The 13,485-nt window shown below is 64.9% G+C and carries 12 protein-coding genes; 5 read left to right on the forward strand and 7 right to left on the reverse strand.

Annotated elements, in window-relative coordinates:
* Window positions 1-158: 158 nt before the first annotated feature.
* A complete protein-coding gene (locus tag UP10_RS17955) occupies window positions 159-1,331 on the forward strand; it encodes an NADH:flavin oxidoreductase/NADH oxidase (RefSeq protein WP_044588630.1) in 1,173 nt (390 codons plus the stop codon).
* A 227-nt stretch (window positions 1,332-1,558) separates the two neighbouring features.
* Window positions 1,559-2,929 carry a S41 family peptidase gene (locus tag UP10_RS17960; protein ID WP_044588767.1) on the forward strand — a complete coding sequence of 457 codons (1,371 nt, stop codon included), beginning with the start codon at window positions 1,559-1,561 and terminating at the stop codon, window positions 2,927-2,929.
* A 58-nt stretch (window positions 2,930-2,987) separates the two neighbouring features.
* On the opposite strand, the gene UP10_RS17965 is transcribed toward UP10_RS17960, so the two are convergent.
* On the reverse strand, window positions 2,988-5,723 hold the full coding sequence (locus UP10_RS17965; RefSeq protein WP_044588631.1) for a bifunctional diguanylate cyclase/phosphodiesterase: 2,736 nt from the start codon (window positions 5,721-5,723) through the stop codon (window positions 2,988-2,990).
* A gap of 428 nt (window positions 5,724-6,151) precedes the next feature.
* Between UP10_RS17965 and UP10_RS17970 the strand changes: the two genes are divergently transcribed.
* A complete protein-coding gene (locus UP10_RS17970) occupies window positions 6,152-6,316 on the forward strand; it encodes a Flp family type IVb pilin (protein ID WP_044588632.1) in 165 nt (54 codons plus the stop codon).
* A 22-nt stretch (window positions 6,317-6,338) separates the two neighbouring features.
* Here UP10_RS17970 and moaC read toward each other — a convergent pair whose 3' ends face one another.
* From moaC to UP10_RS17990, 4 genes are all read right to left on the reverse strand, one after another.
* Window positions 6,339-6,854, reverse strand: coding sequence for a cyclic pyranopterin monophosphate synthase MoaC (moaC, locus tag UP10_RS17975; RefSeq protein WP_044588633.1), 516 nt, complete (start codon window positions 6,852-6,854; stop codon window positions 6,339-6,341).
* A gap of 4 nt (window positions 6,855-6,858) precedes the next feature.
* Entirely contained in the window at window positions 6,859-7,680 is an 822-nt protein-coding gene (trpC, locus tag UP10_RS17980) for an indole-3-glycerol phosphate synthase TrpC (RefSeq protein ID WP_044588634.1), read from the reverse strand.
* 10 nt (window positions 7,681-7,690) lie between these two features.
* Window positions 7,691-8,704 carry an anthranilate phosphoribosyltransferase gene (trpD, locus tag UP10_RS17985; RefSeq protein ID WP_044588635.1) on the reverse strand — a complete coding sequence of 338 codons (1,014 nt, stop codon included), beginning with the start codon at window positions 8,702-8,704 and terminating at the stop codon, window positions 7,691-7,693.
* A gap of 73 nt (window positions 8,705-8,777) precedes the next feature.
* Window positions 8,778-10,679, reverse strand: coding sequence for a peptidylprolyl isomerase (locus UP10_RS17990; protein WP_044588636.1), 1,902 nt, complete (start codon window positions 10,677-10,679; stop codon window positions 8,778-8,780).
* Window positions 10,680-10,919: 240 nt separating this feature from the next.
* Here UP10_RS17990 and tpiA point away from each other — a divergent pair, with 240 nt between their 5' ends.
* The gene (gene tpiA, locus UP10_RS17995) at window positions 10,920-11,672 is read left to right on the forward strand and encodes a triose-phosphate isomerase (protein WP_044588637.1); all 753 of its coding nucleotides are present in this window, start codon (window positions 10,920-10,922) and stop codon (window positions 11,670-11,672) included.
* Here tpiA and UP10_RS18000 read toward each other — a convergent pair.
* Both UP10_RS18000 and UP10_RS18005 read right to left on the reverse strand, forming a co-directional pair.
* Window positions 11,669-12,199: a GNAT family N-acetyltransferase gene (locus tag UP10_RS18000; RefSeq protein ID WP_044588638.1), complete on the reverse strand. Its 531-nt coding sequence runs from the start codon at window positions 12,197-12,199 to the stop codon at window positions 11,669-11,671. The two genes, tpiA and UP10_RS18000, sit on opposite strands and share 4 nt — an antisense overlap.
* 3 nt (window positions 12,200-12,202) lie before the next feature.
* A complete protein-coding gene (locus tag UP10_RS18005; RefSeq protein WP_044588639.1) occupies window positions 12,203-12,769 on the reverse strand; it encodes a helix-turn-helix domain-containing protein in 567 nt (188 codons plus the stop codon).
* A gap of 204 nt (window positions 12,770-12,973) precedes the next feature.
* On the opposite strand from UP10_RS18005, the gene secG reads away from it, so the two are divergent.
* Window positions 12,974-13,366 (forward strand): preprotein translocase subunit SecG, encoded by a 393-nt coding sequence (gene secG, locus UP10_RS18010; protein WP_044542323.1) that lies wholly within the window; start codon window positions 12,974-12,976, stop codon window positions 13,364-13,366.
* Window positions 13,367-13,485 lie beyond the last annotated feature (119 nt).

Raw genomic sequence — 13,485 nt, forward strand, 5'->3', positions numbered from 1 at the left:
AGCGGAGCTGTCAGGCGATTGCCACTCCCGCGTGCATGCAGCCGACATCAGCCTCTATCAGCGGTGACGCGGTGCGTATATCTTCAGCGCCAACAGAAGATCGACCCGGCCGGCGCCGGGTAACGACCGGGTGCGAGGAAGCCAGGAAGCGGGAAACGATGTCCGAAATGCTGCTGTTTTCACCGAAGACGATTCGCGGCGTCACGCTGAAGAACCGCATCGTGGTGCCGCCGATGCACCAGTATTCGGCGGTGAAGGGCTTTCCGACCGACTGGCACCTGATGAATGCCGGCAAGTTCGCCGCCGGCGGCGCCGGGCTCGTGATCGTCGAATCGACGAAGGTGGAGCGGCGCGGTTGCGGCACGGTCGGTGACCTCGGCATCTGGGATGACGCCTTCGTGGCGCCGCTCGGCCGGCTCGTCAGCTTCATCAAGCAGCAGAATGCGGTGGCCGGCATCCAGCTCGGTCATTCCGGCCGCAAGGCGCGCGCGAACCGCCCATGGGAGGGCGATCGTCCGCTGCAGCGGACGCCCGAGATCGAGGATTGGGACGACTGGACACCGGTGGCGCCGAGCGCGATCGCGCATAGCGAGCGCTGGCCGGTGCCGCGGGCGCTGGAGACGCATGAGGTCAAGGACCTGGTTCAGGCCTGGGGGCAGGCGGCGCGGCGCGCCGATGAGGCCGGCTTCGACGTGCTCGAACTGCACGGTGCCCATGGCTATCTCGTGCACGAGTTCCTGTCCGAGCGCGCCAACCAGCGCCGCGACGACTATGGCGGCTCCGAATCAAACCGTATGCGCTTCCTCATCGACGTGACCGAGGCCGTGCGGGCGCATTGGCCCGATCACAAACCGTTGTTCGTGCGGCTGTCGGTCGAGGACAATGCCGGCTGGGGGCCGGAACAGAGCGCTCGGCTGGCCAAAATCCTGAAGGGCAAGGGCGTCGACGTGATCGACTGCTCGTCAGGCGGAATCAGCGAGACGGCGCCGATTCTGGGCAAGGAGATTAAATACGGCTATCAGGTGCCGCTCTCGGAATATGTCAGACAGCAGGCCGATATCATGACCATGGCGGTCGGCCTGATCATCCATGGTGACCAGGCCGAGCAGATCCTGCGCGATAAACAAGCAGATTTGATCGCGGTCGGCCGGGAAATCCTCAATAACCCGAACTGGCCGATGGATGCCGCGCTAAAGCTTGGTGTGGAGGGTCCGTTCCGGAACGTTCCGCCGCAATTTGGCTATTGGTTGGGCACACGGGCCAAGCGCGGGTTCGGGACCCGGCCGTCGACCTGGCAGAACGGGCTCGAGGAGGCCGAAAAAGGGATTTAGATCAAGCTGCGACTGGACGGAATCGCAACCTGATCCCATCTCCTTGTTCGAGCGTGGTGTTTTGCGGAGATCCGCCGGAGTTGGTCTGGATCGTGCTCTTGGTAAGGGTCCGGTAAGGCGGTGGCCTTGATCCGACCAAAAAGCCATTGTGTTGTGCCCCCGTCGGGGTGAGGCGGTCGAATGTTGCGAGACATTGCCGACCATAGCGAAAAAAGGGATCGCGGATGATGCGCAAGAACGTTGGCTTTTTCCTCGGTACTGTTGCGGGGGCGTGTCTCACCCTTCTCGTGACTGCGCCTCAGGGGGGAATGCATCTGATCGAGATCGCCAAGGCGGCGGCGCGCTCCGATAACACCTATTCGCAGCTCAACCTGTTTGGCGAAGTGTTCGAGCGGGTCCGGACCGACTATGTCGAGAAGCCCGAGGACTCCAAGCTGGTCGAGGGCGCGATCAACGGCATGATCTCCTCGCTCGATCCGCACTCTCGTTACATGAACGAGAAGGGCTGGGGCGACATGCAAGAGACCACCCATGGCGAGTTCGGCGGGCTCGGCATCGAGGTCACGATGGAGGACGGCTTCATCAAGGTGGTGGCGCCGATCGACGACACGCCGGCCTCGCGTGCCGGCATCATGTCCGGCGATGTGATCACCACGATCGACGACGAAACGATCCAAGGCATGACGCTCGATCAGGCCGTCAACAAGATGAAGGGCTCGCCCAACAGCGTGATCCGGCTGAAGATCGTCCGCAAGGATGCCGACAAGCCGATCGAGCTCACGCTCAATCGCGAAATCATCCGCGTCCGCCCGGTCAAGTTCCACGCCGAAGGCGGCGACATCGGCTACATCAGGATCACCTCGTTCAACGAGCAGACCACCGAGGGCCTGCAGAAGGCGATCACCGCGATCCAGAAGGAGATCCCGCAGGACAAGCTCGCTGGCTATGTGGTCGATCTCCGCAACAATCCGGGCGGCCTGCTCGACCAGGCGGTCTCGGTGACCTCGACGCTGATGCAGCGCGGCGAGGTCGTTTCGACCCGCGGCCGCAATCCCGAGGAGACCCAGCGCTTCACCGCGCATGGCGGCGATATGACCAAGGGCAAACCGCTCGTGGTGCTGATCAACGGCGGCTCGGCGTCGGCCTCCGAGATCGTGGCCGGCGCGCTGCACGACCACAAGCGCGCGACCATCATTGGCACCCGCTCGTTCGGCAAGGGCTCGGTGCAGACGATCATTCCGCTCGGCGCCGGCAATGGCGCGCTGGCGCTGACCACGGCGCGCTACTTCACGCCGTCGGGCCATTCGATCCAGGCGCTGGGCATCAAGCCCGACATCGAGGTGCTGCAGGACGTGCCTGACGAGTTCAAGACCCGCTCGGAGATCAAGGGCGAGGCCTCGATGCGCGGCCACCTCGCGGCCGAAAGTACCGAACAGACCGGCTCGCAGTCCTACGTTCCGCCGGACGAGAAGAACGACAAGGCGCTGTCCGCAGCCTTCAACCAACTCCGCGGCATCACCGTCAACGCCGATGCCAAGAACGCAGACGCCAAGACTACGGATAGCAAGGCGGCGGCGAAGCGGCCCGTGCCGAACTAGTTGAGAGCTGGTGAGTTTTGGTGAAGCCGGTCCGTTCCGCGGACCGGCTTTACTTTTTTTACGCCGAGCGTGCGATCGGCTTGCGCTTGCGGGGACGACTAGACCCAGCTGCGAGCGGACCTTGCCGGTGTGCGATCAGCAACTGCCTGATATCGGCCGCCGGCTTCGGCGGGCTGAACAAATAGCCCTGCATTTCCGAGCAGCCGAGCTCGCGCAGCAATTGCTGCTGCTGCGCGGTCTCGACGCCTTCCGCCGTCGTCGTCATGCGGCGCTCGGCGGCGATGTTGACGACCGCTTCCACGATGCCGGCTGACCCTTGCGGGTCGGCGATATCGGTGACGAAGCAGCGGTCGATCTTGATCTTGTCGAACGGGAAACGCTTCAGGTAGCTCAGCGATGAATAGCCGGTGCCGAAATCGTCGAGCGCGATCCGCACGCCGATGGCGCGGAGCTGGTGCAGCACCGCCAGCGCCGCCTCGTCGTCGCGGATCAGCACCGCTTCCGTGATCTCGAGCTCGAGCCGGCTCGCGGGGAGGCCGGACGCCGCCAGCGCAGCGATCACCTTTAGCGCCAGCGTGCCGCTCCTGAACTGCACCGGCGAGACGTTGACCGCCAGACTGATGTGATCGGGCCAACTCATGGCTTCCTTGCAGGCCGTCGCCAGCACCCATTCGCCGAGCTGGTTGATCAGCCCGCTTTCCTCGGCGATCGGGATGAAATCGACCGGCGAGATCATGCCGCGCTCGGGATGGCGCCAGCGCACCAGCGCCTCGCAACCGTTGATCTCGTTGGTCTGGAGGTCGAGGCAGGGCTGGTAATACACTTCCAGTCCGGTGCCTGCGGCGATCGTCTTTCGTAGATCCACCTCGAGGCCGCGGCGGGCGCGCGCCTCGGCGTCCATCGTCGGCTCGAAGAAGCGCCAGGTGCGGCGGCCGGCCGACTTCGCCGCATACATCGCGAGATCGGCGTTCTTGAGGATCTGGTCGAGATCGGTGCCGTCCTTGGGCGCGAGCGCAATCCCCATGCTGGCGTCGGTGGTGACCTGGTGGCCGAGGCATTGATAGGGCGGACGGATCGCCTCGTAGATGCGTGCCACGAGGTTGGTGACCTGCTCGGTGTCCTTGATGCCGGTCTGGACGATCGCAAACTCGTCGCCGCCGAGGCGGGCGACGAAATCCTCTTTGCGGATCACGCCGCTCAGGCTTCGGGAAACGGATTTCAGCAGCTCGTCGCCGACCATGTGGCCGAGCGAATCGTTGACGCCCTTGAACTCGTCGATGTCGATATAGAGCACCGCGATCTGGCTGTCGGGCGCCGCATGCGCGAGCTCGCGCCTGATCTCCTCATGGAACAGGGTGCGGTTCGGCAGATCGGTCAGCGCGTCGTAATGGGCGAGGTGGGTGATGCGCTCCTCGGCGCGGCGGCGCTCGGTGATGTCTTCATGGGTCGCGACCCAGCCGCCATCGGCCAGTGGCTCGTTGACGACCTGGATCGAGCGGGCGTCGGGCGTTGCGATCACCATCATGTTGCGCACGCCGACGTCGCGCAGCACGAGGTTGACGTAGCGCTCGACGTCGCCGTTGAACGAGCCGGTCTGCCGGCGGTGCGCGATGACGTCGTGGAAGCTGCAGCCCGGCTTGATAACGTCGGCCGACAGTGCGTACATCTCGATATAGCGCTTGTTGCAGACCACCAGGCGCTTCGACGAATCGAACAGCAGCAAGCCCTGCGTCATGTTGTTGACGGCGGTGTCGAGCCGCAGCTTCTCCAGCGTCAGGCGCTGCTGTTGTGCCCAGTATTGCAGCAGCAGCTTGCGCACCACGAGCGTCAGAAGGGTGGCGATCGCAAGCACCGACAGGCCGGTCACCGCGATCAGGATACTGATCTGCTCGCGCCAGTTGGCCAGGGCTGCCTCCGTGGTCGTTGCCGCCACGATGACGATCGGGAATTTCTCCAGCGCCCGTGACGATACCACGCGGTCCTTGCCGTCGAGGGGGCTCGTCAGCCGCGACGTGGTCTGCGGCAATTCGAACACCTGCTGCTGGACGGCCGGGCCGCTGCGGAAATTCTTCCCGATCAGCTCCTCGGCATGGGGATAGCGCGCCAGCAGCGTGCCGTCGCGGTGATGCATCGCGATCGCGGCGCCTTCGCCGAGCGCCACGGTGGCGAAGAACTTCTCGAAGCTGGCAGGCTCGATGCCGCGGCCGACCATGCCGAGGAACTCGCCGTTCGGACCGGTGACCTTGCGGGCGATGACGGTGGTCCAGACCCCGGTGACGCGGCTGAACACCGGCGCGACCTGCATGTCGGGCGAATAGGGGCTCGATTTGAAGATCTGGAAATAGTTGCGATCGGCGATGCTGGCCTGCGGCAGCGGCCACGCGCTCGAGCTGTTGATCAGCGTGCCGTCGGCGTCGAACACGTTCAGGCCGCCGACATAGGACAGCGCGTCCATCTTGGACTTGAGCATGGCATGGATGTCCGCACCCGACATCAGCCGCTTGTAGCTCTCCGGCGTCGTTGCTCCCCGCTCGCGGATGAATGCGATCAGGTCGTTCTGGACGACCTCGAAATCCTCAAGCTGCTGGTCGAAATGCCGCGCCAGCAGCAGGACGGCGTTATGGAGCTCGCGCTCGCTGCTCTGCAGGGCGCGCTCGCGGAAATTGCCGGCCATCAGCGTCGCGCCGATCGCGATCGCTGCCATCAACAGCCCACCGCCGACGATAAGCCAGCGGATCGGGCCGCTGCGCAGGACCGACGTGATGTTGAATGAGGCGCTGCCGCTTGAATTCATCTGATACGACCACTTCCAGGCATCTCGCCCGGAGGTAGGTTTCGTGCACCTCCGGCCCGCGAAAGTCGTACCGAAATGAAATGGAGTTGCAGTTAGCAAGGCTGGTTAATGAAGGGTTATTGGTGGTGGCGAAAACACTGCGCAGCGCGCCGACGTCGGCCTCCGCGGCCGAACGACAGCGAAGATCGCGGCGACGACGGTCGCAGCAACGGTGCTGGCAACGCGGGCTGTTTTAAGTTCGCACACATCGTTCCTGATGGGGAACTGCAAGACTTGCCGCGTCGGCAGATTCAGGCGGCAAGGTTTGCCGCGTCGTGGATCGATGCAATCAATGGTTTACGATCTAAGCCTATGACCACGCTCAATGTCATCGAAGGCACGCAACTTGCGAGTCGTCGCGCAGAGTTCGTCCAGTACGTGGGTACATTATGAAAAGATTGTTGCAGGATTTTTGCGCCGACGAGACCGGAGCCACCGCAATCGAATACGGGTTGATTGCAACCGGCATTGCGATCGCCATCATCACCGCGGTGAAGGGCGTGGGCACCAAGCTCTCCACCACCTTCACCAACATCAGCACGTCGCTGAAGTAACCCGGCGCGCCCATGCGGGCGATCATTCCCCCGCGCGATAATGCCCGGACTCGCCGCCGATCTTTTCAATGAGATGGATGCCCTCGATGCGCACGCCGCGCTCGACGGCCTTGATCATGTCATAGATCGTCAGGCATGCGACCGTCACTGCGGTCAGCGCCTCCATCTCGACGCCGGTCGGCCCGGTCACCTTCACGGTGGCGCGGACAATGCAGCCCGGCAGTTTCGCGTCGGTTGCGATGTCGATCGTGACTTTGGTGAGCGCGAGCGGATGGCACAGCGGGATCAGCTCGGAGGTCCGCTTTGCCGCCATGATGCCGGCGATCCGCGCCGTCGCCAGCACGTCGCCCTTCTTCGCCTGGCCTGTTTCGATCAGCGTAAGCGTCGCCTTGCTCATCACGACGCGGCCCTCGGCGACCGCCGTGCGTTCGGTCGCTGATTTGGCCGAGACGTCGACCATCCGCGCCTCGCCCCTGGCGTCGATATGGGTGAGGGCGGCGCTGGTCTTTGACGATTTGGGCCTGGTGGTCCGCGGCATCGCGTCAGCGCGTGCCGGTCGCGCGCGGCGTATCCGGCCGTGTCAGCAGCGCGCGCGTGGCGGCAGCGACGTCCTGCTGCCGCATCAGGCTTTCGCCGACCAGGAAGGTCGACATCCCGACGCGCTCGAGGCGGGCGAGGTCATCAGGCGTGAAGATGCCGCTCTCGCCGACCATCAGGCGGTCGCGCGGGATCAGCGGCGCCAACGCCTCGCTGGTGGCGAGCGTGGTCTCGAAGGTGCGGAGGTTGCGGTTGTTGACGCCGATCATCGGCGAGCGGAGTTTTAAGGCACGCTCGAGCTCGGCGCGGTCGTGGATCTCGATCAGCACGTCCATGCCATGTGCGATCGCGGCGTCCTCGAGATCCCTGGCCTCAGCATCGTCGAGCGCGGCCATGATGATGAGGATGCAGTCGGCACCATGGGCGCGGGCCTCCGCCACCTGATAGGTGTCGAACATGAAATCCTTGCGCAGCACCGGCAGGTTGGTCGCCGCGCGCGCCGCAACCATGAAGTCGAGATGGCCCTGGAACGACGGCGCATCGGTCAGCACCGAGAGGCACGCCGCGCCGCCGGCCTGATAGGCCTTCGCGAGCAGAGGCGGATCGAAGTCGGCCCGGATCAGCCCCTTCGAGGGCGAGGCCTTCTTCACCTCCGCAATCAGCGCATAGTCGCCGTTGGCATGCTTGTCTCTGATCGCACGCAAGAAGCCGCGCGGGGCTGAGGCCGATTTTGCCAGCGCTTCGACCTCGGCGAGCGGACGCGCGCGCTTGGCGGCAGCGATCTCCTCGCGCTTGTAGGTCTCGATCTTGCTCAGGATGTCGGACATCGGATCATGCTCAACTGTTGGAAACCGCGACCAAATGCTTGAGCCGCGCCGCCGCCGCGCCGCTGTCGAGCGACTGCGCGCCGATGGCGACGCCTTCCTTCAAATCCCTGGCGCGGCCGGCCACGATCAACGCGGCGGCGGCGTTGAGCAGCGCGACATCGCGAAAGGCGCTCGGCTTGCCCTGAAGCACGCTTGCGAGCGCGATCGCATTGGCATCGGCATCGCCACCCTTCAGGGCCTCGCCGCCGACGCGGCCGAGGCCGGCATCGTCAGGCGTAACCTCGAAGGTCCTGATTTCGCCGTTCTCGAGGCTGGCGACGAAGGTCGGGCCGGTGAGGGTGATCTCGTCGAGTCCGTCAGAGCCGTGCACGACCCAGACCTTGTCGGCGCCGAGATTCTTCAGAACCTGGGCGAGCGGCTGCACCCATTGCCGCGAGAATACGCCGACCATCTGCCGCCTGACGCCGGCCGGATTCGACAGCGGACCGAGCAGATTGAAGATGGTGCGGGTGGCGAGTTCAACCCGAGTCGGGCCGACATTCTTCATCGCGGGATGATGCGCAGGCGCGAACATGAAGCCGATTCCGGCTTCCGAGATGCAACGCCCGACGCGCTCCGGCGTGAGGTCGAGCTTGACGCCGAGCGAGGCCAGCACGTCGGCCGAGCCGGAACGCGACGACAGCGCGCGATTGCCGTGCTTTGCAACTGATACGCCGGCGCCGGCCACGATGAAGGAGGCGCAGGTCGAGACGTTGACCGAGCCGGAGCCGTCGCCGCCAGTGCCGACGATGTCGACGGCGTCCGCCGGCGCCTCGACCCGCAGCATCTTGCCGCGCATCGCCGCAACAGCTCCGGTGATCTCGTCGACGGTTTCGCCGCGCACGCGCAGCGCCATCAAGAGCCCGCCCATCTGCGAGGGCGTGGCTTCGCCCGACATCATGCTGTTGAAGGCGGACGCTGCCTCGTCACGCGTCAGCGTGGCGCCGGTGGCGACTTTTCCGATGATCGATTTCAGGTCGTCCATTCGCTGGCTCAGGTCTGTTGCTGGGGCATGTTCTCTGCGCAAACGCGTTCCGCGTTTGCCGCGCGGAACATGCTCAATTGCTGTTCGCGCCCGTCACCTGTGCGAAGGCGGCCTCGTTGACGGTCATGCCGATGTCGGCCTCGATCTTCGTGACGTATTGCGCGACCTGCTCGTCGCTCAACGAGCGCCGCACGGCTTCCTGGAGCTTCTTGACCTCGTTGGAGGCGAAGTCGATCGGAGGCACCGTGACGTCGGTGACGCGGAATACGATCCATTCGCTGCCACCAGCTGCAGGCGTCTGTCCGTCGTTGTCCTTGGCGGTGCGGAACGCCGCGGTGACCACGGCGGCCGGCACGCCAGGCAGCGACGCGTCGCGCTGGAAGTTGATGGCGGCTTCGACCTTGGCGCCGACAGCCGCCGCCTCGTCGGCGAGCTTGCCGCCGGTGTCGAGCTTCTGGACGATCTCGGTCGCCTTGGCGCGCAGCTTGGCGGAGATCTGGTCCTCGCGCCATTTCGCCTCGACCTGGGGACGGACCTCGTCGAGGTTGCGCTCGCGCGACGGCGTAACGCCGAGCACGTCGTACCAGACATAGCCGGCATTGAACTGGATCGGGTCATTGTCGACGCCGACGTCGCTGTTGAAGGCCTGTGACACCAATTCGAGCTTGGGCGGGATCGGCGCGAGCTGGCCGTCCGGTAGCCGGCCCGAACGGTCGACCGCGTCGATCGTGACAGGCGTCAGGCCGAGCTTCTGGGCAGCCTCGAGCACGCCGGCGCCGCCGCCGCGCTCGTCTTCCATCTTGTCGCGCAGCTCGGCGACCTTGGTGCGGGCGCGCTCGCTGGCGATCTGGTTCTTGATCTGCTGGGCGAAGCTTTCATAGCTCGGCGTCACGCCGGGCTCGATCTTGCCGACCTTGACCAGCGCCACGCCGAAGCGTCCCTGCACCGGCTGGCTGATGTCGCCCGACGACAGCGCGAAGGCGGCATCGCCGACGGCCGGATCGAGGATCGCCGATTTTGTCACCAGGCCGAGATTGACGTCGGACACATTGAGCTTGCGCTCATTGGCGATGTCGTCGAACGAGGTCCCCGACGTCATGCGGGTGCGCGCCGCCTGCGCCTCGTCGACGTTCGGGAACACGATCTGCGAGACCTCGCGCTTCTCCGGCGTGCTGATTTGGTCGCGGCGCTGCTCGAACAGCTTCCTGGCGTCGTCGTCGGAGACGGTTTCCCACTTGCCGATCGCTTCGGGCGTGATCGCGACGAAGGCAATCTTGCGGTATTCGGGCGCGCGGAACTGGACCTTGTGATCCTCGAAATAGGCCGCGAGCGCCTCGGGCGAGGGCGTCTCGATGGTGCCGGCCTGGGCGGCGTCGAGCTTGACGTAGTCGATCGAGCGCTGCTCGTTCTGGAACCGCGTCAGCGCCTCGATCATCGACTTCGACGGCTCGACCCCGGCCGAGATGGTACTGGCGATCTGCCGCCGCAGGCCGACGCGGCGCTGCTCGGCGATGTAGCGGCCTTCCGTGAAGCCGAAGTTGCGGATCACCGACTGGAAGCGTTGCGCATCGAACTGGCCGTTGAGCCCCTTGAAGTTCGGATCGTTGTAGATCGTGCGCAGCACCTCTTCGTTGGACTGGTTGAGGCCCATGCGGCGCGCCTCCTCATCCATCGCGGCTTCGGCCAGGGTCTGTTGCAGCACCTGCCGGTCAAGCCCGAAGGCCCGCGCCTGGTCGGGGCTCAGGGGTTTGCCGAACTGGCGGCCGAGCTGCTGCAGGCGGTCGGTGTAGATCTGGCGGAACTGCTCGGCCGAAATCTCGGTGCTGCCGATCTTGGCCAGCGTCGACTGGCCAAAGCCCTTGAAGATGTCGGCAATGCCCCAAACACCGAAACTGACGATCAAAACGCCCATCACCACGGCCATAATCGTCTTGCCGAGCCAGTTTGATGAGGCTTTCCGCATTCCTCGAAGCATGGGTCCAACTTGTTTTACAGGAGGGGAACCGGGTCGTGCCCAAGGCGCAAGCTGAAGTCCCGCAGCAGGGCGTCACCGAATTGAAAAGCCATCATAAAGTGGCTGATGTCCCCCCGCAACCTTGGGCCGCGGGTGGATTGAAGCGGTTATTAGCCGCCCGGCCAATGCAGGGCCGGTCTCTGGAAGTCAAGGCCCACCTCTGCTAGCGCAAGGGACCACTCGATTGATGGGAATCCTGAAATGACCGACGCTATTCGGCCGCTGATCGCCGGCAATTGGAAGATGAACGGCCTGAAATCCGCCATGGCCGAGTTCGAGGCGATGCTGGCAGGGGCTGCCGCCGTAACCGGGAAGGCCGATCTGCTGGTCTGCCCGCCGGCGACGCTGATCGGGGCCTTTGCCGACAAGGCACGCGGTGGCAAGGTCGCGGTCGGAGCCCAGGACTGCCATCCCAAGGCGTCGGGCGCCCACACCGGCGACCTGTCTGCGGAGATGTTCGCGGATCTGGGGGCGGCTGCCATCATTGTCGGCCATTCCGAGCGCCGCGCCGACCATGGCGAGAACGACGCCCTAGTCCGGCAGAAGGCGGAGGCGGTCTGGCGCGCCGGCCTGACGGCGATCGTCTGCATCGGCGAGACGCGCGAGCAGCGTGATGCCGGCAAGACCCTCGATCTCTGCGGCAGCCAGCTCAAGGGCTCGCTGCCTGATGGCTCGACCGCGGCCAATCTGGTGGTGGCCTATGAGCCGGTCTGGGCGATCGGCACCGGCCTGACCCCGACCGCGAAAGACGTCGAGGATGTTCACCGGTTTATCCGGGGTGTGCTCACCGATCGCTTCAACGGTGAGGGCGCCAAGATGCGTATTCTCTATGGCGGCTCGGTCAAGCCGTCGAATGCTTCGGAGCTGATGGGCGTCGCCAATGTCAACGGCGCGCTGGTCGGCGGTGCCAGCCTGAAGGCCGTCGACTTCCTGGCGATCGCGGCGGGGTGTTAAGCAGCCACCGCACCAATTCGCTTCCAGTAGATCATCGTGCCGGTGAGGCCGCCATGCGGCTTCAGCGCGTAGTCCGGGATGATCCCTGAGAGCTGGAAACCCAGCCTCTCGTAAAGCGGGGCGGCGCCGTCATCGACGGCGGTGTCGAGCACCAGCAGGGTGCGCCCGCGGTCGACCGCAAGCCGCTCGGCGGCCTGCAGCAAAGCGGTTGCCACGCCGCGCTTCCGGTACGCGACGCGCGTCATCATCTTGGCGATCTCGGCACGATGCGGCTGGTTCGGCGGCAGCTTCAACAGCAGCGTCACGGTCGCGATCAGATCATCGCTGTCGAACGCGCCGAGCACGACGCGTTCGCCGAGCGCGGCCGCGCCGAGCGAATCGTTCCAGAACGCGCGGGCGTCCTCCAGCGGCAGCGGATGCATGAAGCTGACCGAGCCGCCATTGGCGACGGTCTCGACCAGCAATTCGCCGAGCGCGTTACGGATCTGCGGCAGGTTTTGCAGCGGTCTGATCACAAAGGACGGCATGCATCAGCTCCGGGCGAGTGCGACGACATAGGTGCAGGCGGCGTTGGTTTCGTTGGCAAAGGTGGTCTTCGCGGGCGGACCGAAGCCGAGGCAATCACCGGCCGCAAGTGCATGGCGCGCGCCACCTTCGGTGATGACGAGGCTGCCGCTCAAGACCCAGACCAGCTGGCGGATATGGGCGTAGGACGAGGCGGGCAGGGTCACGCGCTGCTTCGGCGGCAGTTCGACCCGCACCAGCTCGACCGGATGGTCGGGGCGGCTGAACACCTGCTTGCGCAGATACCCTGACTGGGGATCGCGCCAGACTGGTTGCTCCGCGGTGCGCGACAGCCGCTCGCCCTGACCCTCGGCGCGCAGCATCAGGCCGGCCAAGGTGAGGTCAAAGGCAGAGGCGAGCCGCACCAGCACGACCGCGGTGGGGCTGACTTCGGCGCGTTCGATCTTGCTGATCGTGGCCTTGGAGACGCCGGAATGTTCGGCGAGATCTGCCAATGACCAGCCCCTGCCGTCGCGTTCCAACCTGATTCGCTGTGCCAGGCGTTGGCTGAGATCGTCGATTAAAGTATCCATTCGTCCAGTATAGTGGAAATCGGTGCCCCAGATCAAGATGGAGATAGCAAGCCGCCGGCGCTGCTTGCCATCGTCAACACTGCGACTATCTCGGGGGTGACAACGCCCGGTCCAATCGTGTAACAGGGCGCGACTTCACGAAACCCGCAAAGCCGATAGCGCCGTTTGTCTGGCCGCTTGGCGGCTTGTGACGGAAGGCTTGCGATGCAGACTGTCGTTATCGTTATTCATCTCATGATCGTCACCGTTCTGATCGGCTCCGTGCTGCTGCAGAAGTCCGAAGGCGGTGGCCTCGGCATGGGTGGCGGCGCCGGCTTCATGTCGAGCCGCGGCACCGCGAACCTGTTGACGCGGACGACCGCCGTGCTGGCGGCGGGCTTCTTCGTGACCAGCCTGTTCCTGTCCTGGTACGCAGGCTACAATCGTCAGCCGAGTTCGATCATCGGCACCGGTGCGCCGGCGCAGTCGCAGCCAGCCGGACCGTCCGCACCGATCAGTGCGCCGACCTCGGGCGGCATCCTCGATTCGCTGAAGAAGTCCGACGAACAGCAGCCTCCGCAGGCCCCTGGCGGCCCGCAGGCGCCGCGGTCGCAATAAAGCAGGGTGGCCATGCAGGACGCACCTCTCGCATCCTGCATCAGAAACCCCCATTACTTCTCTGAAATCGCTCTCAGTTTAACGTCACCCACAGCCCGGCAGATTGCTTGCCGGGGGAT

The sequence above is a fragment of the Bradyrhizobium sp. LTSPM299 genome, assembly GCF_000938235.1.
Classification (GTDB): Bacteria; Pseudomonadota; Alphaproteobacteria; order Rhizobiales; family Xanthobacteraceae; genus Bradyrhizobium.

Coding starts and splice junctions, on each gene's coding strand:
- UP10_RS18000 (WP_044588638.1), bottom strand. CDS start 12,199: ATGCCGTCCTTTGTGATCAGACCGCTGCAAAACCTGCCGCAGATCCGT.
- tpiA (WP_044588637.1), top strand. CDS start 10,920: ATGACCGACGCTATTCGGCCGCTGATCGCCGGCAATTGGAAGATGAAC.
- UP10_RS17955 (WP_044588630.1), top strand. CDS start 159: ATGTCCGAAATGCTGCTGTTTTCACCGAAGACGATTCGCGGCGTCACG.
- UP10_RS17990 (WP_044588636.1), bottom strand. CDS start 10,679: ATGCTTCGAGGAATGCGGAAAGCCTCATCAAACTGGCTCGGCAAGACG.
- UP10_RS17960 (WP_044588767.1), top strand. CDS start 1,559: ATGCGCAAGAACGTTGGCTTTTTCCTCGGTACTGTTGCGGGGGCGTGT.
- UP10_RS17970 (WP_044588632.1), top strand. CDS start 6,152: ATGAAAAGATTGTTGCAGGATTTTTGCGCCGACGAGACCGGAGCCACC.
- trpC (WP_044588634.1), bottom strand. CDS start 7,680: ATGTCCGACATCCTGAGCAAGATCGAGACCTACAAGCGCGAGGAGATC.
- trpD (WP_044588635.1), bottom strand. CDS start 8,704: ATGGACGACCTGAAATCGATCATCGGAAAAGTCGCCACCGGCGCCACG.
- UP10_RS18005 (WP_044588639.1), bottom strand. CDS start 12,769: ATGGATACTTTAATCGACGATCTCAGCCAACGCCTGGCACAGCGAATC.
- secG (WP_044542323.1), top strand. CDS start 12,974: ATGCAGACTGTCGTTATCGTTATTCATCTCATGATCGTCACCGTTCTG.
- moaC (WP_044588633.1), bottom strand. CDS start 6,854: ATGCCGCGGACCACCAGGCCCAAATCGTCAAAGACCAGCGCCGCCCTC.
- UP10_RS17965 (WP_044588631.1), bottom strand. CDS start 5,723: ATGAATTCAAGCGGCAGCGCCTCATTCAACATCACGTCGGTCCTGCGC.